Source organism: Bacillus sp. EB V-12, assembly GCF_056158125.1.
The window spans coordinates 423,482-449,720 of sequence record NZ_JBUXJL010000002.1 but is presented as its reverse complement, the minus strand read 5'-3'; the positions used below and the strand labels follow the sequence as shown (position 1 = coordinate 449,720).

25 protein-coding genes and 1 other annotated feature are annotated in these 26,239 nt (G+C 35.7%); of the genes, 10 read left to right on the top strand and 15 right to left on the bottom strand.

The window, feature by feature from the left end:
• Nucleotides 1–129 precede the first annotated feature (129 nt).
• The 4 genes from ACZDYH_RS08890 (at nt 130) to ACZDYH_RS08875 (ending at nt 2,572) form a co-directional block, all read left to right on the top strand.
• Nucleotides 130–708: a CYTH domain-containing protein gene (locus ACZDYH_RS08890; protein ID WP_000191121.1), complete on the top strand. Its 579-nt coding sequence runs from the start codon at nt 130–132 to the stop codon at nt 706–708.
• Nucleotides 709–876: 168 nt separating this feature from the next.
• Complete coding sequence (locus tag ACZDYH_RS08885) at nt 877–1,275, top strand: globin domain-containing protein (RefSeq protein WP_000043386.1); 399 nt, start codon at nt 877–879, stop codon at nt 1,273–1,275.
• Nucleotides 1,275–2,168: a ClpXP adapter SpxH family protein gene (locus ACZDYH_RS08880; RefSeq protein ID WP_000360645.1), complete on the top strand. Its 894-nt coding sequence runs from the start codon at nt 1,275–1,277 to the stop codon at nt 2,166–2,168. Before ACZDYH_RS08885 ends, ACZDYH_RS08880 begins: the two co-directional genes overlap by 1 nt.
• Nucleotides 2,169–2,398: 230 nt before the next feature.
• Nucleotides 2,399–2,572, top strand: a complete 174-nt coding sequence (locus ACZDYH_RS08875; protein ID WP_000750355.1) for a hypothetical protein — start codon at nt 2,399–2,401, stop codon at nt 2,570–2,572.
• A gap of 129 nt (nt 2,573–2,701) precedes the next feature.
• Here ACZDYH_RS08875 and pepF read toward each other — a convergent pair whose 3' ends face one another.
• The 4 genes from pepF to mecA all read right to left on the bottom strand — a co-directional run bounded on the left by pepF (nt 2,702) and on the right by mecA (nt 8,205).
• Nucleotides 2,702–4,528, bottom strand: a complete 1,827-nt coding sequence (gene pepF, locus ACZDYH_RS08870) for an oligoendopeptidase F (RefSeq protein ID WP_000003348.1) — start codon at nt 4,526–4,528, stop codon at nt 2,702–2,704.
• A 51-nt stretch (nt 4,529–4,579) separates the two neighbouring features.
• Nucleotides 4,580–5,824, bottom strand: coding sequence for a competence protein CoiA (locus ACZDYH_RS08865; RefSeq protein ID WP_000628315.1), 1,245 nt, complete (start codon nt 5,822–5,824; stop codon nt 4,580–4,582).
• An 80-nt stretch (nt 5,825–5,904) separates the two neighbouring features.
• A complete protein-coding gene (locus tag ACZDYH_RS08860; RefSeq protein ID WP_000799194.1) occupies nt 5,905–7,449 on the bottom strand; it encodes a cardiolipin synthase in 1,545 nt (514 codons plus the stop codon).
• 72 nt (nt 7,450–7,521) lie between these two features.
• On the bottom strand, nt 7,522–8,205 hold the full coding sequence (gene mecA, locus ACZDYH_RS08855; protein WP_000350713.1) for an adaptor protein MecA: 684 nt from the start codon (nt 8,203–8,205) through the stop codon (nt 7,522–7,524).
• A 345-nt stretch (nt 8,206–8,550) separates the two neighbouring features.
• On the opposite strand from mecA, the gene ACZDYH_RS08850 reads away from it, so the two are divergent.
• Nucleotides 8,551–9,225, top strand: coding sequence for a TerC family protein (locus ACZDYH_RS08850; RefSeq protein ID WP_000362607.1), 675 nt, complete (start codon nt 8,551–8,553; stop codon nt 9,223–9,225).
• Between the two features lie 49 nt (nt 9,226–9,274).
• On the opposite strand, the gene spx is transcribed toward ACZDYH_RS08850, so the two are convergent.
• Nucleotides 9,275–9,670 carry a transcriptional regulator Spx gene (gene spx, locus ACZDYH_RS08845; RefSeq protein WP_000258267.1) on the bottom strand — a complete coding sequence of 132 codons (396 nt, stop codon included), beginning with the start codon at nt 9,668–9,670 and terminating at the stop codon, nt 9,275–9,277.
• Between the two features lie 593 nt (nt 9,671–10,263).
• Here spx and ACZDYH_RS08840 point away from each other — a divergent pair.
• Nucleotides 10,264–10,467 (top strand): hypothetical protein, encoded by a 204-nt coding sequence (locus ACZDYH_RS08840; RefSeq protein ID WP_000559972.1) that lies wholly within the window; start codon nt 10,264–10,266, stop codon nt 10,465–10,467.
• Nucleotides 10,468–10,496: 29 nt separating this feature from the next.
• Here the strand turns inward: ACZDYH_RS08840 and ACZDYH_RS08835 are convergent, their stop codons facing one another.
• Entirely contained in the window at nt 10,497–12,143 is a 1,647-nt protein-coding gene (locus tag ACZDYH_RS08835) for a peptide ABC transporter substrate-binding protein (RefSeq protein WP_114556157.1), read from the bottom strand.
• Nucleotides 12,144–12,495: 352 nt separating this feature from the next.
• Between ACZDYH_RS08835 and ACZDYH_RS08830 the strand changes: the two genes are divergently transcribed.
• On the top strand, nt 12,496–13,941 hold the full coding sequence (locus ACZDYH_RS08830) for an MATE family efflux transporter (RefSeq protein WP_002164600.1): 1,446 nt from the start codon (nt 12,496–12,498) through the stop codon (nt 13,939–13,941).
• Between the two features lie 143 nt (nt 13,942–14,084).
• On the opposite strand, the gene ACZDYH_RS08825 is transcribed toward ACZDYH_RS08830, so the two are convergent.
• The 5 genes from ACZDYH_RS08825 to ACZDYH_RS08805 all read right to left on the bottom strand — a co-directional run bounded on the left by ACZDYH_RS08825 (nt 14,085) and on the right by ACZDYH_RS08805 (nt 19,799).
• Nucleotides 14,085–15,020 (bottom strand): ABC transporter ATP-binding protein, encoded by a 936-nt coding sequence (locus tag ACZDYH_RS08825; RefSeq protein WP_000166348.1) that lies wholly within the window; start codon nt 15,018–15,020, stop codon nt 14,085–14,087.
• Complete coding sequence (locus ACZDYH_RS08820) at nt 15,013–16,056, bottom strand: ABC transporter ATP-binding protein (RefSeq protein ID WP_000854346.1); 1,044 nt, start codon at nt 16,054–16,056, stop codon at nt 15,013–15,015. The genes ACZDYH_RS08825 and ACZDYH_RS08820 overlap by 8 nt, the downstream gene beginning before the upstream one ends.
• Nucleotides 16,057–16,074: 18 nt before the next feature.
• Nucleotides 16,075–17,091: an oligopeptide ABC transporter permease gene (opp3C, locus tag ACZDYH_RS08815; RefSeq protein ID WP_000974106.1), complete on the bottom strand. Its 1,017-nt coding sequence runs from the start codon at nt 17,089–17,091 to the stop codon at nt 16,075–16,077.
• The gene (opp3b, locus tag ACZDYH_RS08810; RefSeq protein ID WP_000534172.1) at nt 17,088–18,017 is read right to left on the bottom strand and encodes an oligopeptide ABC transporter permease; all 930 of its coding nucleotides are present in this window, start codon (nt 18,015–18,017) and stop codon (nt 17,088–17,090) included. The genes opp3C and opp3b overlap by 4 nt, the downstream gene beginning before the upstream one ends.
• 126 nt (nt 18,018–18,143) lie before the next feature.
• Nucleotides 18,144–19,799 (bottom strand): peptide ABC transporter substrate-binding protein, encoded by a 1,656-nt coding sequence (locus ACZDYH_RS08805; RefSeq protein WP_102956172.1) that lies wholly within the window; start codon nt 19,797–19,799, stop codon nt 18,144–18,146.
• Nucleotides 19,800–20,118: 319 nt separating this feature from the next.
• Here ACZDYH_RS08805 and ACZDYH_RS08800 point away from each other — a divergent pair, with 319 nt between their 5' ends.
• The 3 genes from ACZDYH_RS08800 to ACZDYH_RS08790 all read left to right on the top strand — a co-directional run bounded on the left by ACZDYH_RS08800 (nt 20,119) and on the right by ACZDYH_RS08790 (nt 22,147).
• Nucleotides 20,119–20,499: a DUF3899 domain-containing protein gene (locus ACZDYH_RS08800; protein ID WP_001044997.1), complete on the top strand. Its 381-nt coding sequence runs from the start codon at nt 20,119–20,121 to the stop codon at nt 20,497–20,499.
• 105 nt (nt 20,500–20,604) lie between these two features.
• Nucleotides 20,605–20,821 (top strand) — a binding site (T-box leader).
• A gap of 77 nt (nt 20,822–20,898) precedes the next feature.
• Nucleotides 20,899–21,888, top strand: a complete 990-nt coding sequence (gene trpS / locus ACZDYH_RS08795) for a tryptophan--tRNA ligase (RefSeq protein WP_000110982.1) — start codon at nt 20,899–20,901, stop codon at nt 21,886–21,888.
• Nucleotides 21,889–21,964: 76 nt separating this feature from the next.
• Nucleotides 21,965–22,147 carry a hypothetical protein gene (locus ACZDYH_RS08790; RefSeq protein ID WP_001233404.1) on the top strand — a complete coding sequence of 61 codons (183 nt, stop codon included), beginning with the start codon at nt 21,965–21,967 and terminating at the stop codon, nt 22,145–22,147.
• A gap of 22 nt (nt 22,148–22,169) precedes the next feature.
• On the opposite strand, the gene ACZDYH_RS08785 is transcribed toward ACZDYH_RS08790, so the two are convergent.
• The 4 genes from ACZDYH_RS08785 to fabH all read right to left on the bottom strand — a co-directional run bounded on the left by ACZDYH_RS08785 (nt 22,170) and on the right by fabH (nt 26,157).
• On the bottom strand, nt 22,170–22,916 hold the full coding sequence (locus tag ACZDYH_RS08785; RefSeq protein WP_000966127.1) for a YjbA family protein: 747 nt from the start codon (nt 22,914–22,916) through the stop codon (nt 22,170–22,172).
• Nucleotides 22,917–23,059: 143 nt separating this feature from the next.
• Complete coding sequence (locus ACZDYH_RS08780; RefSeq protein ID WP_000513278.1) at nt 23,060–23,848, bottom strand: DUF2268 domain-containing putative Zn-dependent protease; 789 nt, start codon at nt 23,846–23,848, stop codon at nt 23,060–23,062.
• Between the two features lie 106 nt (nt 23,849–23,954).
• Nucleotides 23,955–25,193 carry a beta-ketoacyl-ACP synthase II gene (gene fabF / locus ACZDYH_RS08775; RefSeq protein WP_000412656.1) on the bottom strand — a complete coding sequence of 413 codons (1,239 nt, stop codon included), beginning with the start codon at nt 25,191–25,193 and terminating at the stop codon, nt 23,955–23,957.
• Between the two features lie 31 nt (nt 25,194–25,224).
• Entirely contained in the window at nt 25,225–26,157 is a 933-nt protein-coding gene (gene fabH, locus ACZDYH_RS08770) for a beta-ketoacyl-ACP synthase III (protein WP_001100545.1), read from the bottom strand.
• Nucleotides 26,158–26,239 lie beyond the last annotated feature (82 nt).

The following is a 26,239-nucleotide window of genomic DNA, read 5'->3' as shown; positions in this document are numbered from 1 at the left end:
TCTCAACTTCCTGTCTTACTTAACAGTATTATTGTATCATAACATGGACGCAAACAAATAAAACATTGAACCAAATTTATGAAAAAGCGATAATGTGTAAAGAATTATTTTTCAAAAGGAGATTATACAATGACACAAGAAATTGAAATTGAATTCAAAAATATCGTTACAAAAGAAGAATTCGATACATTATGTAAATCGTTTTCTATTGAAGCATTTACAAAACAAGTGAATCACTACTTTGAAACACCTGACTTCTCGTTAAAAGAAGCTGGCTCTGCACTTCGTATTCGTCATAAAGGAGAAACTTATACGTTAACGTTGAAACAACCTGCAGAAATCGGTTTATTAGAAACGCATCAAGTCGTAACAGAAGACGAAGCAAAAATGATGATGGAAACAAACACAATCATTCAAGGAGCAGTAGTAGATCAATTACACAAATTACAAATTCCTGTTTCTGCTTTAACATATATGGGTAGTTTAACAACAGAAAGAGCAGAAACATTATTTAAAGGCGGAACGCTTGTCTTTGATCATAGTTTCTATTACAATCACGATGATTATGAAATTGAATTTGAAGTGCAAGATGAAGAAACAGGAAAAGCTGCATTTATTCATTTATTAACGCAACATAACATACCTGTTCGCCATACAAATAACAAAGTAAAACGCTTTTTCCTTGCCAAACAAAAAAAAGCACGCTAAAGTGAAAATTCCACTAGTGAATATGTTTCACTAGTGGATACATCTCACTAAAAAAGTTTACACCCGTAGAATAAGCAAAGAATCTTTGAGAAAGCTGTTTATTTGCCCTCTCGAACATTCCATTGCTACAATAGATATACATTTCATGGAAAAAGGAGTTTATAAAGGATGAGCAAGCAACCGATGACACCATTTGAAGCAATTGGCGGTGAACAATGCATTGCAATATTAGTAGATACATTTTATTCCTATGTCAGTAAACACCCTGACTTATCTCCCATCTTCCCGGAAGATTTAACAGAAACCGCTAGGAAGCAGAAGCAATTTTTAACACAATATTTAGGTGGTCCTAATTTGTACACTGAAGAACATGGTCATCCTATGTTAAGAGCACGCCATCTTCCGTTTGAGATTACTCCAAAACGAGCAGAGGCTTGGCTATCATGTATGGAGCAAGCAATGGATGATACTGGAGTTCATGGTCATATAAGAGAGTTTGTTTTTGAACGTTTAGCATTAACCGCTCAGCATATGGTTAATACTCCAAACGAAACAGGTGAAGTGTAATGGATAAGCAGGAAGCAAAGCATATAAATATGCCATCTCCTTCCGCATGCGAGCATAAGTCTGTAGAAGCATATTTATTTATTGATCCACTTTGTAAAGATTGCTGGGAAATTGAGCCTTTTATTATTAAACTATGGCTTGAATACGGGAAATACTTCTCTATTCGTCATATCGTAACAGGAAAAGTGGATGGAACGAACGCTTCCTCACACAAATGGAATAAACCTGCTAATATTCGATTTGTGTGGGAAAAGACAACCAGTTTACAAGGTTTTTCATGTGATGGAAAGGTACATATGCAAGAAGCATCGTCAACACCATATTTAGTTTCGATGGCAATTAAGGCAGCGGAGTTGCAAGGCCGAAAAGCAGGTTCGAAGTTTTTGCGAAAACTCCAAGAATACATTTTCCTTGAAAATGTATCAAACCCTGACTGCGAACTATTACTTGCATGTGCGAAAGATAGCAATATTGATGTAGAAGAATTTAAAAAAGATCTACATTCTGCTAGTGCAAAAAAAGCTTTCCAATGTGACTTGAAATTCACGAATGAAATGCATATTACAGAAATACCTTCCCTCGTCTTTTTTCATGCGAACTCAGATGAAGAAGGTATTAAAATCGCTGGAAATTATTCCTACGATGTATACGTACAATTATTGAAAGAACTTGTAAAATGTGAAATTGAGCCAGAACCATTACCACCTTTAGAAGTGTTACTAGAAGCAACACAATTTATATCTTCAAAAGAAGTAGCATTTATTTATGATTGTCCGCAACAAGAAATTGAACGCGAACTAAAAAAATTACAACTGAAACGAAAAGTACAAATGATAGAAGTAAAATGCGAACGTTATTGGAAATGGATAGCAAAAGAAAAAGACCTGGTGTAAACACCAGGTCTTTTTCTTTACGGCTTATAAAAATATTAAAGGGGATGGGAGAAATTTTCACGTTCAAACAAAGGGGTATATGTTTGTATGTGAATTCGTTCACGCTTATTATATTACAAGATTCGACGTCAGATGACAACCCCTTTTGTCGAATTTCACACTTTTGTCACATTCTAAACGTTTTCATTTTTGAATAAGCTATAAAAAAGGTCATTTAGGGGGGTTTATTTATGAAAAAATCTTATATTGCTCTTCTCTTTCTAGCTGTCATCGTTTCTTTTTTCTTGTACATCCTCTCTCTACTACAAGCTTTTCCTAAAATTATTGCCTTACCTCTTTTATTCGGAATCATCGTTATCACTCTCTCTTATTTCAATTATAAAAAACGATTCAAAGGGTTTTAATTTTAAAAATCAGTCGTAAAACTATCCTTTCAGTTAGAAAAACAAAGAAATTCACCTTTCTCTCCGACAAATATCGACATTGAATCTATTCAACAAAAAGACGAGGATACAATCCCTCGTCTTTTTTCATTACTTTTCTTCAAATAATAATGCTTCTAATTCATTTAATTTCTCTTCAAATACTTGTAGTGCCTCTTTTACTGGTTCAGGAGATGCCATATCTACTCCTGCTTTTTTCAGCACTTCAATTGGATAATCAGAGCTTCCTGCTTTTAAGAACTCGTTAATATAACGTTCTACTGCTGGTTGTCCTTCTTCTAAAATCTGTTTAGATAGAGCTGTCGCTGCACTAAATCCTGTTGCGTATTGATATACGTAATAGTTGTAGTAGAAGTGTGGAATACGAGACCATTCTAAACCAATCTCTTCGTCGATTACTAAAGCGTCACCGAAATATTTCTTATTTAAATCATAGTAAATTTCCGTTAACATGTCTGGCGTAACAGCATGTCCTTCTTGTACTTTCTTATGAATAATATGTTCAAACTCTGCAAACATCGTTTGACGGAATACAGTACCACGGAACCCTTCTAAATAATGATTTAATAAATATAGACGCTCTTTCTTATCTTCTGTCGTTTTTAATAAATAATCATTTAGAAGTGCTTCATTACAAGTAGATGCCACTTCTGCTACGAAGATGGAATAATCACCATATACGTGCGGTTGTGTTTTTCTTGTATAGTAACTATGCACCGAATGACCAAACTCATGAGCAAGTGTAAATAAATTATTTACATTATCATGCCAGTTCATTAAAATATACGGATTTGTTCCATATGCACCAGATGAATATGCCCCGCTTCGTTTTCCTTTATTCTCATACACATCTACCCAGCGATTTTCATATGCCTCTTTCAAAATATCAACATATTCATCACCAAGTACGTTTAAAGATTTTAATAAAAGGTCTTGCGCTTCTTCGTATTTCACATTCATTTTCACTTCTGGTACAAGTGGTGTATATAAATCATACATATGAAGCTCATCAAGTCCTAGTGCACGCTTACGAATATCGATGTAACGGTGTAATAAATGTAAGTTGTCATTTACTGTTTCAACGAGTTGATCGTATACTGCTTCCGGAATATTATTATTGCTCAGTGCAGCTTGGCGAGCAGAATCATATTTACGAACACGCGCATTGAAATTATTACGTTTTACTGCTCCGCTTAACGTACTTGCGAATGTGTTTTTAAATTTTCCGTACGTTTCATATACAGCTTTAAATGCATCTTTGCGAACACGAGGATCATCACTTTCTAAAAACTGAATGTAACGGCCATGTGTAATTTCTATTTCTTCTCCGTCTTCCCCTTTAATAGATGGGAATTTTAAATCCGCGTTATTCAACATACCAAATGTATTGCTTGATGAACTCATTACTTCAGATGCTTCCGCTAATAAAGCTTCCTCAGCTTCTGATAATACGTGCGGGCGTTGACGTGTAATTTCTTCTAATGCATGTTCATATACACTTAAATCTCTATTTTCCTTCAAGAATGTTTGCAATGTATCTTCTGAAATCGATAAAATTTCAGGCACAATATACGCTGTGCTACTAGATACTTGTGAATATAAATTTGTTGCACGATCATTTAATGCTTGATATACAGAGTTTGTTGTATCTTGATCGTAACGCATATGAGCATATGTATATAACTTACCTAATCGCATTGATATTTCATCTTCATATTGCAATGCCTCAAGTAAATTGTCCGCAGAGTCACCAAGTTTCCCTTTAAATTCAGTTAACTTCGGTAATAGCTCTTTAATAGCTTGGAATTCTTTTTCCCATTCTGCATCCGTTTGGAAAATATCTTCTAATCGCCACGTACTTGCTTCTTCAATCTCGTTGCGATCTGGTAATGCTTTCGCTTTGTTTTGTTCAGACATTCTTTAAGCCCTCCTTTAAATATCTCTACTTAAGTACAATTCGTTTTTTTCTTATGTAATTCCTTCACAATCATTCTTTATTATATCCGCTTTTCCTCCTCTCATGTTAAAATTTGCCTCAAATAAAGATAGCGCATGTATTAAGCAAATCTCATCATGTTTCATAATTTCCTCCTCTGTTTTTAACATCACGGCATCCCTTATTTTTCGGTACGTATAAGTTCCCACTTTACGTAAAACACCTATATAGCATAAAAATGTCATATATTCAGTAACTGCCATTTTCCATATGTGCTGCGAAAAGTACGGAAGTATCCGCCTTTTCGTATACCTTTTTACATAACTACACACGTATTGAAGAGAAATACACTCTCCCACTGCAAGCTCCCCTATACACTTCATATATAGAAAAGCTTGCCATATAAATGGGTTTGTTTGAAAAGCAAATGCAGAAGGGAGTGGAACACCAATTTCAGAAGGAAAGCTCGCTGGGGTACATTTAAATTGATATAAGAGGCGTAATAATGACTTATAATTATAATTCCAAATCGGTAAGGCATTTTGGCGAAAGTTTTTCTTTCTCTTCTTCCACTCTTCACCCAATCTTTCTTTCCCGAAAGGAACAGGAGAAAAAAGCATTTCAAAAGTAGTCGCATCAGTTGGTAAATATATAGTATGTGAGAAAAAAACATTTGTAGAAAAGGGAGTGACAAATGCACATTTCATAAATGATTTTTGTTTCGGACAGAAGAAAATAAGAAGTGGCTGAGGATAAGATTGTAAGGAGAAAGCCATAAGTGAGGAAAATTTCATCCAATATGCAGATTGCTTTTTCAATTGATTTCCACCAACGATCCAAATGACCTGTATACCAGCTTGCCAATACGAATATGTTCTTTTGTACAGCTGCTCTATAGCGAGGTTTGCACATTGGTATTCAATTGCAATTTTTCTACCCGCCCTCTCTACAAAAACATCTGGTCGTTGCTTAATTTCTGGGAGGTAGTACTCTATATCCACCTGAAAGTTTTGACGTTTGAACCATCTATATAACAATTCTTTACCATGCATATGATACTTTGATTCCGCTTCATAAAAGGCAAGACATGAATCCACTTTTTTATGAGCAAAATGCCAACTTTTTTGTTTCCCTAATTTCATTTGCACTTCCTTTCCGCAAGCTACACAAAAGAATCGTTCTTGTTGACGCATACGGCGCAAAAGCTCTTCATTACAATTATAGAGTAAATGAATTTTTTCACCGTTTTCTCTTTTAGCGATAAATATCGTAATCACACCCTTTCAACTCCTTATATTCTACAATTTGTTACAAATTCCTTTTAAAAAAGAGATGTCCCAATTTCGGACATCTCTTTTTATAATAAAGGTGATAATAATCGGTACGTTGATTCAACAATTCGTCTATGAAGACGTCTTTTATGAAAATGATCACCATGAATTTCACTTGATTCTTCTAAATCATCTTTAAAGTCTTGAACAAGTTTTCGAATGCTATCTGTATCATATAAAAAGGCATTTACTTCAAAATTCAAATGAAAACTTCTCATATCCATATTAGCTGTCCCAATTGAAGCTAAATCAGAATCAACGATGACAATTTTACTATGAAGAAAACCTTTTTCGTATTCATATATCTTTACTCCTGCATCTAAAAGCTCTGGGAAGTACGATCTCGATGCGTAAAAGACAGTACGCTTATCCGGTTTACTCGGCATTAATAAACGAACATCAATACCAGCAAGTGCAGCAACCTTTAATGCGGATAAAATATCATCATCCGGAATAAAATACGGCGTTGCAATCCAAATTGATTTCCGAGCAGAAGCGATCATTGCGAAATATAAATGCTTAATCGTTTCCCACTTATTATCGGGGCCACCTGCAACTAGCTGCACTCCTCCCCAATGATCACCCTCAACTGCTTTTGCTTGTAAATATTCAGGGGCTAGCACAGCCTCTCCAGTCATATAAAACCAGTCTTGAAGGAAAATAAGTTGTAAACTTTGAACCGCTTCACCACGTAAATACAAATGCGTATCTCGCCAAAAGCCAAAATATTTATTTTTCCCTAAATACTCATCACCGATATTTAATCCGCCTACAAACCCTTCGTTCCCATCAATCACAACAATTTTCCTATGATTTCGATAATTAATCTTATCGTTTAAAATCGGAAAGCGCACAGGAAAGAATGGAATCATTTCTACACCTGCATCGTTTAATTCTTCAATATACGATTTCGATAACTTAAAACTTCCAACCGCATCATATAAAAAGCGAACAACAACGCCTTCTTTCGATTTTTGTATTAAAATATCTTTAATTTCTGTTCCTAATTTATCATCACGCACAATGTAATATTCCATATGAATGTGATGTTTCGCTCGTTTTAACCCATTTAAAATAGCCCGAAACGTTTCATCTCCATTTGTTAATGTCCTCGTTTCAGTTTGAAATGAAATATTTAAAGCTCCTAATCGATCCGCTAAACGAAATAACAGTTCTTGATGCTTATGATTGCGTAAAATTCGTTCTTCGTAATCTTCATGCCCTTTATATTGTAAAAACGCCTGTTCATCAAGTAACGCCTTCTTTTGGAACATTCTTTTTCTTCGAAAATTTTGTCCAAATAATAAATAAGCAAAGAAACCAAATACCGGAAAAATCCCTAAAACAATTAACCATGTAAGTGTTTTAGATGGATGTCGATTTTCTAAGAAAATAACGCAACCAATTAAAAACGCAGATACTGTAAATAAAATACTAATAATACCTAAAATCGAAACATCTTTTATCCCAATCACATCTGAATAAAATGCTACATCAATAAACATACGTAACGAAACAAATAATGCGAACAATAGCAGTATAAAGAAAATCAGCTTTAACGTATTTTTCATCTCTTACCTCCTAACTAAGAAAGCTTTCCTATTCTTCATATAAAAAGCCGATTTCATACTACAGAAATCGGCCTACGTTTTAGCAGGAAAATTATTGCGAATCGTTTCAAGCGCATGCTCTTTCACAATTTGTTTTCCATACTCACTTACACGATGAATTGTTAAAGTTGATTCTTCTCCATATTCTAAAATAATACTTAAAATACGATCGATTTCTTCTTCATCATGTAGCACTTCATCGAATTCCACATATACATAATAGCGGTCCTCAAATGAATACAGCTCATCTTTTATATCTTCAAAGATAAGACGATGACTTAATGAAATGACATCTTCAAAATCATTAAATTTAATTAAAAAGCCAAACGTACCATCTTCATTAAAGTTTGTTCCTGTTTGTTCTTCTACCTCTTCGACTAATTCTTGTTGGAATAATGATTCGATGCCTTCATCTAGAGGAATATCTATAATTTTGTCTACCCCTATCGGTAGTTCCAGCTTTTGTCCGTCCTTTGAAAGCTCTGCTTTCGTGACAAGTACTTCAATCCCTTTATCGACTGCTTGCACTTGAATCCATAACGGTCCATCAATAAAGAAATCGTCATGATCACGAGCTTCGTCCATCATCTCCCAAAAGAGCTCTTCACTTCGTTCGCGATCATACCAAATTTCTTCACGATTAAATCCTCTATCCTCTATATCAATGTACGTAATAAAAAATTTCATCGTATGATCATTAATTCTTTCAATATCCAAAATACAACTCTCCCTTCCTGCTTAGAATTGTTATGAAGGGATTCCCCACTCATATGACAAATCAATAGATCCTTGTACTCTCATTTTATGATAAGATTCTCCAGAATGGAAATAAAATCGATTTATTTTACAAAAATAGTTATATGCCTATCTTTCCTCGATAAACTACATAAATATATTATTATAGCGATTTCTTACTTACAAAAAATTTGGACATACATTTCCACATTCCCCCGTACACTGTAATAAAGTGAAACTTCTATTAGAAGAGATTATTTAACAACAACTTTCTTCATCACATACATATAGTTCGCTTATTAAAACATCATAAATGGAGGCAGACGAATGGACTTAGAGTTTTTAACATCCGTACTAATGATTGTCGGTATCGATGTTGTATTAGGTGGTGACAATGCAATCGTCATCGCACTAGCTAGCCGAAATTTACCTGAATCGAAACGAAATAAGGCTATTTTGATCGGTACTCTTTTAGCGATTGTACTAAGAATCATCCTTACTATACTAGCTGTCTATTTACTCGACATTCCATTTCTACAATTGATTGGCGGGGTTTTACTTACATTAATTGCAGTCAATTTATTAACCGATAATAGCAACGATCTTTCTTCTATTCAAGGAAAAACAACTTTATTTCAAGCTGTGCGGACAATTGTTTTCGCGGATCTCGTTATGGGGTTTGATAATGTTATTGCCATTGCAGGTGCAGCTCACGGGAGATTTTTACTCGTCATAATCGGCTTACTCATTTCTATCCCGATTATTATTTGGGGCAGCAAACTTATTTTAATACTTATGGAACGATTTCCATTCCTCATTTATTGCGGGGCAGCGATTCTTGCCTATACTGCAGGAAAAATGGTTACACATGAAGACAGACTTGCAACCTTTTTTCATAACAATCCAAGTTTCACTACAAGCATTCCTTATTTGTTCATTTTCACTATTTTATGCATCGGCTTTATCGTACAACAAGTTCGATTACGCAATGTGAAACATTAAAAAAAACCTTCTACTATATAATAGGTAGAAGGTTTTCATATTATTATAATTAATTTACAAGACGTTGTGCTTCACGTAATTGGAACGTTCTTACTGTACGTGGTAAGAAACGACGAATTTCGTCTTCGTTGTAACCAACTTGAAGGCGTTTCTCGTCAATCATAATTGGACGACGTAAAATCCCTGGATAGTCACGAATCATCTTATATAAATCTTGAAGTGGTAAAGACTCTAAGTTTACATTCAATTCTTGGAAAACTTTCGAACGAGTAGAAATAATCTCATCCGTTCCGCTTTCTGTCATACGTAAAATCTCTTTAATTTCCTCAATCGTTAATGGATCTGAGAAAATATTACGTTCTGTATAGGGAATATGATTTTCCTCTAGCCATAATTTCGCCTTTCTACAAGACGTACAGCTTGGAGAACTATATAATGTTACCATACAAAGCTCACTCTCCTTAAAGAGTACAAATTCTGTACTAAATACAGTTTTAATTTCTAACTTCAGCAATTTTTCGCGATAACTTGTCTTATTGAAAAGTACAAAAATCGCATTTCATGTAAGCAACAACTTATAATAAACAACAATTACTTTTAATAAGTAACTTCTATAATCATTATACAATAGATTTTGCAAGAAATATACAGTAAATTTCCTGCTAGTTGAGAAAACTCTTCTGTGCATTTCACTGCTATGTAACATGATTACGCTCACTTCAGCTGTACTTTAACAATAACTTTCAATCCTTTTACTACTCACTTCTCATAGATTTTTCATATAATATATAGTTATTTATCTATAATCTTCCCTATGAAAAAGAGAACGTTTTCTTACTTTTTCTTGATAAATCAATTAAGAAATGTAAGACTATACAAATGAGAATAAAAAGGAACGTTTGTTCTTATTTTAACAAATATCCTCCCTCCTGTCTACACGATTTCTAAAGTAAATTAAATATTTTTCTGACATTTCTTTCTTTTTCATTTTTTATCTCATACAATAAACATACAGACAGGCAAAGGGGGAGTTTTCAAATGATTGCTTTTTTTATTGATTTTATTACGGTTGCTGCCCTCATCATCGGAATAACAGCATTGATTGGTGTCATTACAAATAGCATCGGCGAAAAGCTCTTTGGTGGAAAAGAAAAAATGAAGTTTGTTAACAAAAGTTTGGGTGTACAATCTGGCTGGAACCAAGTTGGCGGAAAAGGCATTTATAAGAAACGAACGTATTAAAAAAAGCAGGCGATCGCCTGCTTTTTTTCTTATTTCTCTACTGACGCCCATTTAAAGCTTAAATCGCCGCCATATTTATGGTTATACATATTTTTAATTGAATCTCTTTGTAAATATGCTCTACCACGTTGATATACTGGAACGATCGCAGCATCATCAAGTAACATTTTTTCTGCTTCTAATAAGTTCTTCCAACGAGCATTTACATCGCTTCCATCTTTTTTCGCCTTCATAATGATTTCATCGTATTTTGGATTAGAGTACTTCATCTTATTTTGTGACCCATCTGTTACAAACATATCAAGATATGTAATTGGATCTGGGAAGTCCGCACTCCATCCAGAGAATGACATGACATAATCGCCCGCATCTTCTAATTTTAGTTTTTGTGCGAATGGTTGTTGTTTAATTTTTACTGTTAAACCTGGTAAATTCTTTTCTAATTCACCTTTTAAATATTCACCAGTTTTCTTTGATAACTCTACATCTTCATTTAATAATTCTAATTCGATTTCATTTTTACCAAGTTCTTTTTTACCAGCTTCCCAATATTTCTTCGCTTCTTTCACGTTTGGTTTTACAATATCCCCGTTTACAGCACGGAAATCTTTTTTATCTGGTCCTTTAATGAAGTTATCAGGAATTAATCCTGTTGCTGGCTTAGAACCGTTATTTAATAATGTATCCACGAATGGCTTACGGTCAAAAGCAAGTGAAATTGCTTTACGAATATTTTTATTTGCTAAAGCTGGATCTTTTTGATTTAAACGAAGGAAGAATACAGATGTATCTTCTACTGTTTGGAAATCTGGTTTTCCTTTATATTTATCAATAAACTCCGCTAATAACGACGCTCGATCAATTGCATTTGTTTCATATAAGTTAATTGGCGTAGATGTATCTTTTACAATATTAAAGTTTACTTCTTCAATCTTCACTTCTTTATTGTCCCAATATGACGCGCTCTTTGTCATTTTAAAGCTACGTTCATGTTGCCAATCACTTAATGTAAATGGTCCGTTATAAAGCGTTGTATTCGCTTCCAAACCAAACTTCGTACCTTGCTCTTTCACAAACTTTTCATTCACAGGATAGAAGATTGGATATACCATTAAATCTACAAGGTATGGAATTGAATTATCTAATTCCACTTCTAATGTATAATCATCAATCGCCTTTACCCCTAATTGATCCGGACTCATCTCTTTTTTATTAATTTTCTCTGCATTTTTTATATCATACATAATGTACGCTGATTTCGCAGCTGTATCTGGGTTAATCGCTCTTTGCCATGCGTATACGAAATCTTTTGCCGTCACAGGATCACCATTTGACCATTTTGCGTCTTCACGTAATTTAAATGTATATTTTTTACCATCTTCTGATTTTTGGAATTCCTTCGCTACACCAGGAACTAGCTTATCATCTTTTCCTAAACTGTATAAGCCTTCCATCGTATTACCCATTACTCTTGAAGAAACTGCATCAGCTGATAACGCTGGATCCATCGTTGGAATTTCTTGCGTTTCAATTAAGTTAATAACTTGCTTCGCACCGCTTTTCCCGCTATCCCCTTTTGCGTTCGCTTGCGGTTCATCTTTTTGGTAGCTACATGCCCCTAACATCATGCTCATTGCTACTGTTGATACTACAAAAACTGGAATCTTTTTTTTCATACTTCCACCCTCCATAAAAATGTTAGCCCTTTCATTTTCAAACAGAAAGAAATATATATATGTTCTAATAATTCATATTATACACACAAATATATTTTTTGTATATTTATATTTCTATTTCATTAAAATTTCCTGTTAAAAAATAAATCTTTGTAAACGTTTCATATTGCTGATTATTCTTACTAAAGTGTTAAAAACAATATTTTTTATACTTTTCTAAATTATCAGAGAAAAATGAATTTTATATCTCATAATACTTTATGTATAATTATCCTTTTGTTTTTATCATAAAATAGCACTCTCTTCATAATAAAAATATGTAGGCTAAAATGAGTGCAAAGGTTAAGAAAGTATGTTACGATACATTTTGCTAAAAATAGATATCGGTAAAGAGGGGACGGACATGGCAGCAATTCAGGCAAAAAACGGGCCTACTGAGAAATTAAGTTTATTCTTATTAACATGGCCTATTTTTCTAGAAGTTTTTCTTTTTATGTTAATGGGGATCGCTGATACTTTCATGTTAAGTGCATTATCAGACGATGCTGTATCTGGGGTTGGTGCAGCGAATCAATACCTCCATATCGCTATTTTGGTACTAGAAGTCATCGGGAACGGCGCAGCTATCGTCGTATCTCAATACCTCGGTTCCAAACGCTTTATGGAAGCATCTAAAATATCAGCATTAGCCGTCACATTAAATTTAATAGTTGGGCTCGTTATAAGCGCTGGTTTTCTTTTATTTTCGAAACATATGATGCTCGCAATGAACTTACAAGGCGATGTACTAACGTATGCGCAAAACTACTTATCTATCGTCGGAGGAGCCATCTTCCTACAAGCTATTATTAACTCATTAGCCGCAATTATCCGTGTACACGGTTTCACAAAGCAAGCGATGTTTATTTCACTCGGAATGAATATGATTCATATCGCTGGAAACTATGTACTCATTTTCGGGAAATTTGGTTTCCCTGAGCTCGGTGTACAAGGGGCTGCCATTTCTTCTGCTGTCAGCCGACTTATAGCGCTTATTGTTTTCTTCTGGTTACTATACCGCGTTATGGAATATCGTGTAAAATTACAATATTATTTCACCTTATCAAAAGAATATATCGGGAAAATTTTAAAAATCGGGATTCCATCTGCTTTTGAGCAAGTTATGTATCAAGCTTGTCAAATTGTCTTCTTATACTATGCAACATATTTAGGAACGGAATCGTTAGCGGCTAGACAATACGCTACGAACATTTCTATGTTCACTTATTTATTCGCTATTGCAATTGGTATGGGAACAGCCATTATTATTGGCCGCCTCGTTGGTGGTGGCGAAAAAGATGAAGCATACGAACGCTTGTGGAAAAGTGTAAAATGGGCGATTGGTGTAACTTTATGTATGGTCGCTCTCGTTATTACATTCCGTACACAATTAATGGGACTGTTTACAGATAATCCGTACATTATCGGGTTAGGCGCAAGTGTTCTTTTACTAAGTGTACTACTTGAAACGGGACGTACGATGAATATCGTCATCATTAATTCGCTTCGTGCAGCTGGTGATGCAAAATATCCTGTTTTAATCGGTGCCTTCTCTATGGTGTTAATGAGTTTACCACTAGGTTACTTTTTCGCCTTTCATTTAGATATGGGGCTCGTTGGTATTTGGCTAGCAATCGCCATCGACGAATGGACACGTGCCATTATTATGTTCTTCCGCTGGAAAAGTAGAGCATGGGAGCGTTATGCACTTGTTAAACCTGAAGAACAAGAGGAGAATGTTTCTGTTCAAGTTCAGTAATTTTGCATATGGATATCACTAATGATACATGAGATTTATATCGGCGATTCTTTAAATATATCGACTGACCGACAAATGTATACAATTCTTTTATATAGTAGAAAAAGAGCCATCCTTCCATAACAGAAGAATGGCTCTTTTTCTTATTGATAAATCTCTTTATATTTCTTGTACTCCGCTTCCGAACATAGTACGAAATGTCCTGGGCGAATTTCACGCATTGTTGGTGCTTCACTACCATAATTATGCTGTGATGGATCATATACGATACGTTTACGATTGCGCTCATAATCTGGATCTGGAAGTGGAATCGCTGATAATAGTGATTTCGTATATGGATGAATTGGATTCGCATATAATTCATCACTTGTTGTTAACTCAACGATTTGGCCACGGTACATTACACCAATACGATCACTAATGTATTTTACCATTGATAAATCATGGGCGATGAATAAGTATGTTAAACCTTTTTCTTTTTGTAACTTTTTCAGTAAGTTTACAACTTGCGCCTGAATCGATACGTCAAGTGCTGAGATCGGCTCATCGGCAATGATAAATTCTGGGTCTACAGCAAGCGCTCGAGCGATACCGATACGCTGACGTTGTCCACCTGAGAATTCGTGTGGGAAACGGTTTGCGTGCTCTTTATTTAAACCAACTGTGTTTAATAGTTCATGAACACGGTCCATGCGCTCTTTTTTACTTTTCGCTAATCCGTGAATATCAATACCTTCTGCGATAATATCCCCTACTGTCATACGAGGATTTAATGATGCGTATGGATCTTGGAAAATCATTTGCATTTTACGGTTGAATTTCTTCAGTTCTGCGCGTGATTTCTTACCATGTACGTTTTCACCATCGAACAATACTTCACCAGCAGTTGCATCATATAAACGAATAATCGTTCTTCCAGTTGTCGATTTACCACAACCTGATTCTCCTACAAGACCAAATGTTTCTCCGCGGTAAATATCAAATGAAATATCATTAACCGCTTTGACAACACCACCACTCACGTCGAAGTGCTGCTTTACATTTTTTACTTCAATTAATTTCTCACGTTGTTTAGTCATGTTGTTCACCTGCTTTCATTTGAAGAATGCGTTTTTCAACGACTGCTGGCGGTTTTACTTCTGGAGCTTGCTCGTGAAGTAACCAAGTTGCCGCATAGTGCGTATCACTTACTTTAAATAAAGGTGGGTCCATTTCAAAATCAATTTTCAGTGCCTGCGGGTTACGTGGTGCAAAAGCATCTCCCTTTGGCGGCTTCAATAAATCTGGAGGCGTTCCAGGGATTGCATATAACTCTTCTTCTGAACCATCTAAACTTGGCATAGATGCGATTAAACCCCAAGTATATGGATGTTTCGGATTGTAGAAAATTTCATCTACAGTTCCAATTTCAACAACTTTACCAGCGTACATAACTGCCACTCGGTCCGCAACGTTTGCTACTACACCTAAGTCATGCGTAATGAAAATGATTGCTGCTTCTGTTTTTTGCTGAATGTCTTTCATAAGTTCTAAAATTTGCGCCTGAATCGTAACGTCTAGCGCTGTTGTCGGCTCATCGGCAATTAATAATTTCGGGTTACAAGCTAACGCCATCGCAATAACTACACGCTGTCTCATACCACCTGAGAATTGGTGAGGATATTGTTTTAAACGAGCTTCTGGATTTGGAATACCTACAAGGTCAATTAATTCTAAAGCAACTTTACGTGCATCTGCTTTACTCATCCCTTGGTGTTTAATTAGACCTTCCATAATTTGATTTCCAATTGTCATCGTTGGGTTTAATGATGTCATTGGATCTTGGAAAATCATCGCGATATCTTTACCGCGTACTTGCTGCATTTCTTTTTCTGTTAATTTCGTTAAGTCACGACCTTCAAATACGATTTCACCATTTTTAATGCGTCCAGGAGGATTCGGAATTAATCCCATTAACGCTTTAGAAGTAACTGATTTCCCTGAACCAGATTCTCCTACAATCGCCAATGTTTCTCCTTTTTTCAAATCAAAAGTAACGCCGCGTACAGCTTGTACTTCACCTGCATGTGTATCAAAGGAGACTTGTAAATCTTTTACCTCTAACAATGTTTTCATCTTTGCCTCTCCCCTCTTTTACTTACGCATTTTTGGATCTAACGCGTCGCGTAATCCGTCTGCCATTAAGTTAAACGCTAAAATTAATATACTGATGACAACCGCAGGGATGAACATCATATGCGGATACGTTTGAATAGATTTATAACCATCATTTACAAGAGAACCTAGTGACGCAAATGGCGGCTGAATTCCTAAACCGATGAAACTTAAGAACGCTTCACCAAACACCGCTGATGGAATTGTAAACATTGTCATTACGATAATAGGTCCCATTACGTTTGGAATTAAATGTTTCACAATTAATTGTGTATTTGTTGCACCTAATGTACGAGATGCTAATACATATTCTTGGTTTTTTAACTTTAAGATTTGTCCACGAACAATACGCGACATCCCTATCCAACCTGTAATCGCCATCGCGAGTGTAATTGACCAAATACCAGATCCCATAATGATTACCATTAAAATAACGATGATTAAGTATGGAATACCGTTAATAATCTCCATAATACGTTGCATAATGTTATCTACTCTACCGCCGTAGAATGCTGAAATACCTCCGTATGCAACCCCAATTACTAAGTCAATTGCTGCTGCTAAAAGAGCGATATATAATGATACGCGTGTACCTTCCCATGTTCTTGTCCATAAGTCACGGCCAAGATCATCTGTACCAAACCAGAAGTACTCTTTAATATCACGTTTTTCATATTGGTCAACACCATATTGATCTGTACCGTCAAATGGTAACCAATGAACATTTTCAATAACTGGAATTTTTGGTGGTAATTTCGCTCGACCTAAATCTTGCTCTTTATACGAGTGTTTACTTACCATCGGTCCAAAAATCGCTAATAGTGCAATGATAACTAATAATACAAGGCCAAGCATCGCACCTTTATGTTGGAATAAACGTCTTCTTACATCTTGCCAAAACGTTAGGCTTGGACGGGCAATGACTTCATTATCAACATTATTTTGATTGGCTTGTTGAAATAAATCTGGAGATAATTTTTGTACATCTTTCATCATTTTTTCCCTCCCGCTAAACGAATACGAGGATCAATAATTCCGTATAAAATATCGACAATGAAAATAACTAAAATGAAGATTGCACTATAGAAAATCGTAGTTCCCATAATAACTGTATAGTCATTTAAAGTAATCGATTTAACGAATTGTTCCCCAAGTCCTGGTACAGCATAAATTTGCTCGATAACAAGTGTTCCTGTAATTAATGCCGCAACCATTGGTCCTAAAATTGTTACAACTGGAATTAACGCGTTACGAAGTGCATGTTTGACAATGATAACGCCTTGGCTAATTCCTTTCGCTTTCGCTGTTAAAATGTAATCGGCTTGCATAACTTCAATTAATTCTGCACGAGAGAAACGTGCGATTGTTGCAATAACTCCCATCGATAATGCAATTGTAGGCATTACAGTAAACTCTGGTCCTTTCCAGAATGCTACTGGGAACCAGCCAAGTTTTACCCCTACGAAATATTGCAGTAATGCGGCGAATACGAATGATGGTACCGACATTCCGAGTACCGAAATAACTGTTGCACTATAATCTACCCACGTATTATTACGAAGTGCGGCAACAATACCTAAAATTAAACCGATAAATGTTCCTAATATAATCGCTTGTAAACCTAATTGGGCTGATGGCCCAATACGATCCACAATCATGTCTGTTACTGGGCGGTTATCATATTGGAATGATACCCCTAAATCACCTTTTGCTAGGTTACCTAAGTAACGTGCGTATTGAACTGGTACCGGATCATTCAATCCGTATTTTTCAAGAATGATTTCTTTTTGTGCCGGTGATAGCTTCTCCTGGTTTTTAAGCGGAGAACCCGGAAGTAATTTCATCAAAAAGAAAGTCATTGTAGTAATTAAAAATAATGTCAAAGCCATGTACACGAAACGTTTTAATACATAACGTCCCATATCAAGCACCTCCCCGTTTTTCTCAAAAGCAATAAGATAGTTTAAAATATTCTTACTTTTATTTTTTTAAAATAAGAGCATATGCCCATCATAGGCATATACCCTTGTAAACGATGGAAAAAAAGATTATTTTTGTTCAACAGATGCCCATTTGTAAGTTAATTTACCACCATAGTTAATTGGGATAATATCTTTTACGGCACCTTTTACTACATACGCTGAACCTTTTTGGAAGATTGGAGTGATAACTGCATCCTCTTTAATTAACATCTTCTCTACTTCTAGAAGGTTGTCCCAGCGAGCTTGTAAATCTTTTGTATCTGTTTTAGCTTTTAGGATTAACTCATCATATTTCTGATTAGAATACCCTGTTTTATTTTGAGAACCATTCGTAACAAACATATCTAAATATGAGATTGGATCTGGGAAATCTGGTCCCCAAATACCAAACGCAATATCATATTGCTGAGAATCTTCTAATTTATTTTTTTGTGCGAATGGTTGCTGTTTAATTTTAATTGATAAACCTGGTAAGTTCTTTTCCATCTCACCTTTTAAGAATTCCCCAACCTTTTTAGCATCTTCATTATCAAAGTTTAAGAATTCTAGTTCGATTTTATCAGTTCCAAGCTCTTTCTTCGCTGTTTCCCAAAGCTTTTTCGCTTCTTTTGGATTTGTTTCAACTAGCTTTCCATTTTCAGCTCGGAAATCTTTTTTATTCGGACCTTCAGCGAAATCTTTTCCAACAAATCCGTAAGCTCCAATTGCACCGTTATTTAAAATAACTTTTGCAATGTTATCACGGTCAAAGGACATTGAAATTGCTTTTCTTAAGTTTTTATTACTTAAGTACTGATTACTTTGATTAAATCTTAAGTAAGCAACCCCTGCTTCTTTTCTTGTTTGGAACTCTGGACTTTTTCTAAACTTATCAACAAATTCAGACGTTAAAGCCGCTCGGTCAATCGCGTTTGTCTCATATAAATTTACATCAGTTGCTGTATTTTTTACAATATTAAAGTTGATTTCTTCGATTTTAACCGTTTTATTATCCCAATATGAAGGATTCTTCTTGAATTGGAAACTTTGTTCATGTTTCCAATCACTCATAACGAATGGACCGTTATATAATGTTGTATTTGCCTCTAAACCAAATTTATCACCTTGTGCTTTTACAAAGTTTTCATTTAGTGGGTAAAATACTGGATAAACTGTTAAATCGATAAAATAAGGAACGGGATTGTCTAATTCTACTTCTAATGTATAATCATCAATCGCTTTTACACCTAATTGGTCAGCAGGTAATTCTTTTTTATGAATTTTCTCTGCATTTTTAATATCGAACATAATGTACGAATACGTTGCTTTTGTATCTGGATTTACTGCTCTTTTCCATGAATACACAAAATCTTTAGCTGTTACAGGTTCCCCATTCGACCATTTCGCATCTTTTCTTAATTTAAATATGTATTTCTTCCCATCATCTAGCTTTTCGACATCTTCTGCAACTCCAGGCATTCTCTTTTGATCTTTGCCAATACGATATAAACCTTCCATCGTATTATTTAATGCTGTAGAAGATGAAGAATCAGATGCTAATGATGCATCCATTGACGGAATTTCAGATAACTCTGTTAAATTAAGAATCTGTTTTCCGTTACTACTACTCGTAGCGTTCTCTTTCCCTTTTGCTTTTGCGTCATCTTTTTGGTAGCTACACGCGCTAAGCAACATACTTGCAGTTAAAGTTAATGCAAGTAATAACGGTATCTTTTTCTTCATGTTGTGTTGCCTCCCCTAATTGCACTTCCTGTACCCTCACTTGTTAAAAAGTAGAATTGAAAGAATAATCTCCAAGTTTCTACAATTTTCATTATACATATAATATAACAATTGTGAATATAGTTTTTTGTTTTTTTGTTAAAATTTTTAATAAAATATTTATATTTTTAATTTTTCGTAAAGGGATACATTAACATTGCTACCATCATCTTAAAATCAGACCTTTAATTGCGTATAATTTTCAAAAAATTAATCCTAGTACTTATTATAGCTTTTATAGTATAATAATTCTAGTAATATTTTGACGGAGGGGAATATTTTGAATAAAGTTTTTTTTCATACTTGTATACTAATTTTTATAGCGATGATTGCTTCTAGTATTGGTGCATTCCTCATTTCATCTCAATTTTTGTTGAACTTTGTCAACATTTTGTTTTATATTGCACTGTTTTTTATTCTTATCGGCGGTTTTTTATACATATTTCAAAATGGTTTTTTCAATGTAACCATTTACGCATTCCAAAGAGTATTTGGTACGAACAAAAAGATTGACTCTTTAATTGAAGAAGTCGAGGAACCTACAGATAAGAAAGAACGTATTTATAAAACATATTCATTCAAATGGACATATCCAATTTGTATTACAGGTATCTTCCTTGGGTTGTTCTCGACCCTCATTAGCTTTACTATTTTGATGTAGTTTGCAAACACTATCCCATATGATATAATAATCAGCAAAACATTTTGTTATAAAACTTTAGTTCTTTCATATTAAAAGAGCTCAAGTAACAATAAATAAATTTATATGTATGCGATGATAAAGAAGAGTACATATTGAGGCAATTTCAGAGAGCTTGTGGTTGGTGTGAACAAGTAATTGTACAGTATGGAATGGGCTTTTGAGCACCAAACCGAACCGAAAGTAGTAGGCTTTGGCGTTATATCCAAACGTTATTATGGATTAGAGAGATTTCACAGTAGTGAAATAATTAGGGTGGTACCACGGTCCATTCGTCCCTATAGTTTTTTGGGATGAATGGGCTTTTTTGTTTGCCTTCTCTTCCCCACATCACGCATTCTATTTTAGGAGGAATTACTTATGTCAGTTATCTTTTCTGGTATTCAACCAAGTGGAACGATTACACTTGGAAACTATTTAGGAGCAATGAAGCAGTTTACAGAGCTTCAAAATGAACACGACTGTTATTTCTGTATTGTAAACCAACATGCGATTACAGTACCTCAAGATCCCGTCGGGCTTCGTAAAAACATCCGCAGTCTTGCTGCACTTTATGTAGCATGCGGCATCGATCCTGAAAAAGCTACTTTATTTGTACAATCAGAAGTACCAGCACACGCTCAACTAGGATGGATCATGCAATCTGTTGCTTACGTTGGAGAATTAGAACGTATGACGCAATATAAAGATAAAGCTTCTGGTAGAGATTCAGTTCCAGCTGGATTACTTACGTATCCACCATTAATGGCTGCTGATATTTTACTTTACAACACTGAAATCGTGCCGGTTGGTGATGACCAAAAGCAACATATCGAATTAACACGTGACTTAGCAGAGCGTTTCAACAAACGTTACCGCGAAATCTTCACAATGCCTGAAATTCGCATTCCAAAAGTAGGAGCTCGCGTTATGTCATTAACAGAGCCTACGAAAAAAATGAGTAAATCTGATCCGAATCCAAAATCAATGATTAGTATGCTTGATGAGCCAAAAACAATTGAAAAGAAAATTAAGAGTGCTGTAACTGACTCTGAAGGTATTGTGAAATTTGATAAGGAAAACAAACCTGGTATCTCTAATTTATTAACAATCTACTCTTCATTCTCTGGAAAAACAGTTGAAGAAATCGAAGCAATGTACGAAGGAAAAGGATACGGCGACTTCAAAGGCGACCTAGCGCAAGTAGTCGTAGAAGCTATTCGTCCAATTCAAGACAAATATAACGAACTAATCAACTCACCAGAACTAGACGAAATCCTAGACAAAGGTGCAGAAAAAGCAAACCGCGTCGCATTCAAACAACTACGCAAAGTAGAAAACGCAATGGGACTAAGCAGAAAACGTAGGTAACATATAAAGCGGAGGCAGCTCGTTCAGCTCTGACTGGCTAAGGTTCTTTCGCATAGAAGACGCTTTTTGTCTTCTTATGCGAAAGGTTCTTAGACACGAAGAGCTTGCTGCCGGAGCTGGATTTCTACAAAAAGCGGAGGCGGCTCGTTTAGAATGTGAGGGGGATGGAGCTCCTGACGTAGAGGCGCTTTTTGCCTCGCAGGAAGGCGCGAAGCCACCGAACATTCTTGCTGCCGGAGCTAGATTACTACAAAATTAAAAAACCGCCAATTGGCGGTTTTTTAATTTACCTTTTGCTCATTTTCCATTTCCCATAACTTTTCAAAAAATGGCTGTCCTTTTACGAGACGCTCGCATAATTGTTCGTGCTTATCAGACCAGCCTGTTTTCGCTTCATCATACAGCTTAGCCCAAATATCTTCAAATTCCATATGTTGAACCATTCCATATGCTGATGGATCCCACTCTGTGAACCAATAGCGAATTTCTGCTGTGTTTTTCGTTGTATGTAATTGATCTAACGCCATAAATAATAATTGTTTTAGCTGTCTTTCTTTACGAGTCAAGCCATTCATAATGAAAGGCGATGGTGATAAAATGTGATGTTCTTTTTCTGTTTCTTCTACTTGGAACTCATACTTTTCTGCTTGTACGTTTTCTACCATCTCATATACCATCTGCTCTTGGCGTGGTATAAGTCTACTTTTGCGAATTGGTACATTGTAACCAATTGTGTCAATCGCAATAATTCCTTTTCCATCTGTAACAACAAAGCAATACTCTTGCTGCAAACGTTCATGATTTTTACGAATATAAGCCTTATGATGTACGTCTTCCAGCATTTTTTGCGGAAGCTCTAACAATTCGTTCTCGATGTAATGATATAATGTGGCATCTACTTTTAATAATGGCACTTGATCTAATAGCTCAATCGTATCATCTTTCCGCCATTCGTAAAAATGACAAACGTTATACCCATTTTCTTCACCTTCAAACCAATTTACCCATACATCATGTAGATATAACATTCACTACCCCTCACTTCACTACTGTTTGTACCAATCATTATGTTCATTTTTGCTTAACTTTATTCCACTTGAGGAAATATATTCTAATTATTATTTTTTCTTCTATTAATACTAAAAAAACAGGAAATAGAACTCCTGTTTTTTTATATATGAAATGTACTTGCTTTATTCAATATTTCTTTTGCATCTATAGATAATAAAGAAAGTGTATCTTCTCCTTCCAAAGTTACACAATCTTTGACAATATGAAATCCAAGCGCATAGCCAAGCATCTTCGGATAAGAGTGAAAGCCATTTAATAAGATGTCATGTTCCCTTGTTCCTCGTTTTATACTTATTCTTTCATGTACAACATTTTTCCAATAATAAACAGCCTCTTCTTTTGAAAGATACGCCGTCCACGGTGCATTGTTTTTTTCTGTATACCTTTCTGTTACTGCTTGTTCCGCTAGCCCTTCCATAATCATCGTATCAAGTAATGTATATTCTGTTTCTTTCGTCTCAATTTGATGTAACCTGCATATGTGATGATATTCATGCGCCAATAACACTTTTAATTCTTCTACCGAATTCCGCCCACATACGAATAAGAAAATAACATGACGCATAGATAATCCAGCCCTACCGTTATACTCTTCTTGTACAGTTCGATTATAGGAATCTGATAATAAAATAAAGACAGGGACATCTGGACCTTTTAACCAATTTTTCAGTTTATCATACTCCAGGCTCAATTCTTTCCAAATTTCCTTTTCCTCTAATTCTTTAATTTCCTTTTCTCCGCGCATGATCGGGCGATACATCCCTTTTGAAATTAAAAAGCGATACAACCTTTCTTTTGGCAACGGAATATACTTCGTAAATTTCTCACAAAGTTTTTCTGGCCGTCCATAATATAAATGTAGCCATTCAGCTGTTTCAACAATCCCCATCTTTATCCCTCCTTTTTCTTATGTATATGCTACAGGAGAAAAAGGCGTAAAAATAAATAAGGAGTTTTTTCGCAATCTATTGCGAAAAAACTCCTTATTTCATCTATTATTTATACGATTTAAATACTAACACTGCGTTATGACCACCGAATCCTAATGAGTTACTTAATACTGCATTTACTTCTTGGTGTCTCGCTTGATTTGGTACGTAATCTAAGTCACATTCTGGATCTGGTGTCTCATAGTTAATTGTTGGAGGAATTACTCCGTCTGTAATTGATTTAATAGAGAAAATCGCTTCAACAGCACCAGCTGCTCCTAATAAGTGACCTGTCATTGATTTCGTTGAGCTAATTGCTACTTTATACGCGTGCTCGCCGAAAGTTTCTTTAATTGCCATCGTTTCATATTTTTCATTCGCATCAGTACTTGTACCGTGCGCATTAATGTAATCAATATCTTCTGGCTGTAGGCCTGCATCAGCTAAAGCTTGACGCATTGCACGCACTCCGCCTTCCCCACCAGGAGCAGGCATTGTAATATGGAATGCATCTCCAGTTGCACCATAACCAGCAATTTCCGCGTAAATGTGAGCACCGCGTGCTAATGCGTGCTCTAATTCTTCAAGAATTAGAATACCTGAACCTTCACCCATTACGAAACCGCTACGGTTTTTATCAAATGGACGGCAAGCTGTTGCTGGGTCTTCATTAAATGTTAATGCTTTCGCTGAGCTAAATCCTGCGAATGCCATACTTGTTAGCGGCGCTTCTGCTCCGCCTGTAATCATTGCATCAGCATCACCACGCTGAATTGCTTTAAATGCATCACCAATTGAGTTTGCACCAGATGCACAAGCCGTTACAGAACAAGTGTTAATTCCTTTTGCTCCTGTTGCGATTGATACTTGACCTGCTGCCATATCTGGAATCATCATCGGCACGAAGAATGGGCTCACGCGGCGTGGGCCTTTCTCAGTAAAAATCTTAAATTGTTCTTCGTATGTTTCCATACCGCCAATACCAGATCCAATCCATACACCAATTCGAGGTCCGTTTTCTTCTGTAATTTCAAGCTTTGCATCTGCAACTGCCATTTTCGCTGCTGCTACTGCATATTGTGTAAAGCGATCCATACGGCGCGCTTCTTTTTTATCAATATATTTCTCGACTTCAAAGTCGTTAATTTCCGCTGCTACTTTTGCTGGAAATAGTTCTGGATCAATTCTTGTAAGTCGCCCGATTCCAGATACACCCTTTTTAATGTTTTCCCACGCTGTTTCAACATCTGTTCCGACCGGTGTAACAGCTCCTAGTCCTGTAATTACGACCCTCTTTTTTTCCATACAAAATACACTCCTTTTTTTCTCTCAGTCCTTATTTACCCCAACGAAGAGCGACTGCTCCCCATGTTAATCCGCCGCCAAAACCAACAAGTATAATTAAATCACCGTCTTGAATACGTCCGTTTTGCAATTCCTCTACCATTGCAATCGGAATGGAAGAAGCTGATGTATTACCGAACTTCTCAATTGTCATACTCATTTTTTCTTGTGGTAAATTTAACCTCTCTCTTGCAGATTCCATAATACGAATGTTTGCTTGATGCGGTACTAAGAAATCCACATCTTCTTTCGTAAGACCAGCTTTATCTAAAACGCGAAGACAAGAATCACCAAGTTGACGAACGGCAAATTTAAACACTTCTCTGCCATTCATCATAACATACTCGTCTTGATAAAGGTGCTTGCCGCCACTTCCGTCTGCTCCTAATTCAAAAGATAGAACACCTTTACCTTCTGAAACAGCTCCCATTACGATAGCACCGGCTCCGTCTCCAAATAGTACTGCTGTATTTCGATCGTTCCAGTCTACAATTTTAGATAGTTTATCACTACCAACTACTAATACATTTTTATACGTTCCTGTTTGAATAAATTGCTGCGCTGTAATCATTCCGTACATAAAACCGGCACATGCTGCACTTAAATCCATTGCAGCTGCATGTTTCGCTCCTATTGCTTCTTGAATTACACAAGCAACTGCTGGAAAAGCACGATCTGGTGTTACTGTTGCTACTAAAATAAGATCGATATCCTCTCCGCTAATTCCTGCATCTTCAAGTGCTTTTTTAGAAGCCTCTACGGCCATATATGAAGTATCTATTGTATCATCGGCAATGCGTCTTTCTGCAATTCCCGTTCTCGTACGAATCCATTCATCGGATGTTTCCATTATTTTCTCTAAATCGTGATTTGTGACTACTTTTTCTGGCACATATCTTCCGATCCCTAAAATGCCCACGTTCACATCGCAGCCCTCCGTTTTATATCAATTATTATGACTTGGTACTAATTTTAAAACATAAATGTATTTTTGTCTAGAATATATT

Bases quoted from the DNA above. Each gene is read 5' to 3' on its own strand.
- ACZDYH_RS08840 (WP_000559972.1), top strand. From the start codon at position 10,264: ATGATTGCTTTTTTTATTGATTTTATTACGGTTGCTGCCCTCATCATC.
- ACZDYH_RS08860 (WP_000799194.1), bottom strand. From the start codon at position 7,449: ATGAAAAATACGTTAAAGCTGATTTTCTTTATACTGCTATTGTTCGCA.
- ACZDYH_RS08885 (WP_000043386.1), top strand. From the start codon at position 877: ATGAGCAAGCAACCGATGACACCATTTGAAGCAATTGGCGGTGAACAA.
- ACZDYH_RS08805 (WP_102956172.1), bottom strand. From the start codon at position 19,799: ATGAAGAAAAAGATACCGTTATTACTTGCATTAACTTTAACTGCAAGT.
- trpS (WP_000110982.1), top strand. From the start codon at position 20,899: ATGTCAGTTATCTTTTCTGGTATTCAACCAAGTGGAACGATTACACTT.
- pepF (WP_000003348.1), bottom strand. From the start codon at position 4,528: ATGTCTGAACAAAACAAAGCGAAAGCATTACCAGATCGCAACGAGATT.
- fabF (WP_000412656.1), bottom strand. From the start codon at position 25,193: ATGGAAAAAAAGAGGGTCGTAATTACAGGACTAGGAGCTGTTACACCG.
- ACZDYH_RS08825 (WP_000166348.1), bottom strand. From the start codon at position 15,020: ATGACTAAACAACGTGAGAAATTAATTGAAGTAAAAAATGTAAAGCAG.
- ACZDYH_RS08780 (WP_000513278.1), bottom strand. From the start codon at position 23,848: ATGGGGATTGTTGAAACAGCTGAATGGCTACATTTATATTATGGACGG.
- ACZDYH_RS08850 (WP_000362607.1), top strand. From the start codon at position 8,551: ATGGACTTAGAGTTTTTAACATCCGTACTAATGATTGTCGGTATCGAT.
- ACZDYH_RS08785 (WP_000966127.1), bottom strand. From the start codon at position 22,916: ATGTTATATCTACATGATGTATGGGTAAATTGGTTTGAAGGTGAAGAA.
- ACZDYH_RS08790 (WP_001233404.1), top strand. From the start codon at position 21,965: ATGCGAAAGGTTCTTAGACACGAAGAGCTTGCTGCCGGAGCTGGATTT.
- ACZDYH_RS08835 (WP_114556157.1), bottom strand. From the start codon at position 12,143: ATGAAAAAAAAGATTCCAGTTTTTGTAGTATCAACAGTAGCAATGAGC.
- ACZDYH_RS08890 (WP_000191121.1), top strand. From the start codon at position 130: ATGACACAAGAAATTGAAATTGAATTCAAAAATATCGTTACAAAAGAA.
- opp3C (WP_000974106.1), bottom strand. From the start codon at position 17,091: ATGATGAAAGATGTACAAAAATTATCTCCAGATTTATTTCAACAAGCC.
- ACZDYH_RS08830 (WP_002164600.1), top strand. From the start codon at position 12,496: ATGTTACGATACATTTTGCTAAAAATAGATATCGGTAAAGAGGGGACG.
- spx (WP_000258267.1), bottom strand. From the start codon at position 9,670: ATGGTAACATTATATAGTTCTCCAAGCTGTACGTCTTGTAGAAAGGCG.
- opp3b (WP_000534172.1), bottom strand. From the start codon at position 18,017: ATGGGACGTTATGTATTAAAACGTTTCGTGTACATGGCTTTGACATTA.
- ACZDYH_RS08880 (WP_000360645.1), top strand. From the start codon at position 1,275: ATGGATAAGCAGGAAGCAAAGCATATAAATATGCCATCTCCTTCCGCA.
- ACZDYH_RS08875 (WP_000750355.1), top strand. From the start codon at position 2,399: ATGAAAAAATCTTATATTGCTCTTCTCTTTCTAGCTGTCATCGTTTCT.
- ACZDYH_RS08820 (WP_000854346.1), bottom strand. From the start codon at position 16,056: ATGAAAACATTGTTAGAGGTAAAAGATTTACAAGTCTCCTTTGATACA.